Genomic DNA, 1,426 nt, shown 5'->3' on the forward strand with positions numbered 1-1,426 from the left:
CAACAGGTTGATATTCCTGTACCACCAACACATCGTTTGAGTAATGGGGGGACGCAGGAGGATAGGAGAGCACGCCGTTGGTTGCGCGTGTTTAAGCAGGTAGGCAGGAAATGAGGCAAATCCCGTTTCCGTGTAAGCTGAGCTGTGATGACGAGGGAAATTTAGTACCGAAGTCTTTGATTCCACACTGCCAAGAAAAGCCTCTAGCGAGATGCAAGGTGAAATGACCCCGTAACTTCGGGAGAAGGGGTGCTCTATTAGGGTGCAAGCCCGAGAGAGCCGCAGTGAATAGGCCCAGGCGACTGTTTAGCAAAAACACAGGTCTCTGCGAAACCGTAAGGTGAAGTATAGGGGCTGACACCTGCCCGGTGCTGGAAGGTTAAGAGGAGTGCTTAGCGCAAGCGAAGGTGCGAATTGAAGCCCCAGTAAACGGCGGCCGTAACTATAACGGTCCTAAGGTAGCGAAATTCCTTGTCGGGTAAGTTCCGACCCGCACGAAAGGTGCAACGATCTGGGCACTGTCTCAACGAGAGACTCGGTGAAATTATAGTACCTGTGAAGATGCAGGTTACCCGCGACAGGACGGAAAGACCCCGTGGAGCTTTACTGCAGCCTGATATTGAATTTTGGCACAGCTTGTACAGGATAGGTAGGAGCCTTAGAAACCGGAGCGCCAGCTTCGGTGGAGGCATTGGTGGGATACTACCCCCGCTGTGTTGAACTTCTAACCCGCGGCCCTTATCGGGCCGGGAGACAGTGTCAGGCAGGCAGTTTGACTGGGGCGGTCGCCTCCTAAAGAGTAACGGAGGCGCCCAAAGGTTCCCTCAGAATGGTTGGAAATCATTCGAAGAGTGTAAAGGCATAAGGGAGCTTGACTGCGAGACCTACAAGTCGAGCAGGGTCGAAAGACGGGCTTAGTGATCCGGTGGTTCCGCATGGAAGGGCCATCGCTCAACGGATAAAAGCTACCCCGGGGATAACAGGCTTATCTCCCCCAAGAGTCCACATCGACGGGGAGGTTTGGCACCTCGATGTCGGCTCATCGCATCCTGGGGCTGTAGTCGGTCCCAAGGGTTGGGCTGTTCGCCCATTAAAGCGGTACGCGAGCTGGGTTCAGAACGTCGTGAGACAGTTCGGTCCCTATCCGTCGTGGGCGCAGGAAATTTGAGAGGAGCTGTCCTTAGTACGAGAGGACCGGGATGGACGCACCGCTGGTGTACCAGTTGTCATGCCAATGGCATCGCTGGGTAGCTATGTGCGGACGGGATAAGTGCTGAAAGCATCTAAGCATGAAGCCCCCCTCAAGATGAGATTTCCCACACGCAAGTGGTAAGATCCCTGAAAGATGATCAGGTAGATAGGTTCGAGGTGGAAGCATGGTGACATGTGCAGCTGACGAATACTAATCGATCGAGGACTTAACCAA

Annotated in this window: 1 rRNA gene; it reads left to right on the forward strand. The window is 53.9% G+C overall.

The annotated features are described in order from the left end of the window. Positions 1-1,426, forward strand: a 23S ribosomal RNA gene (locus KP77_RS00005); the annotation flags it as partial.

The sequence above is a fragment of the Jeotgalibacillus alimentarius genome, assembly GCF_000829445.1.
Taxonomy (GTDB): domain Bacteria; phylum Bacillota; class Bacilli; order Bacillales; family Jeotgalibacillaceae; genus Jeotgalibacillus; species Jeotgalibacillus alimentarius.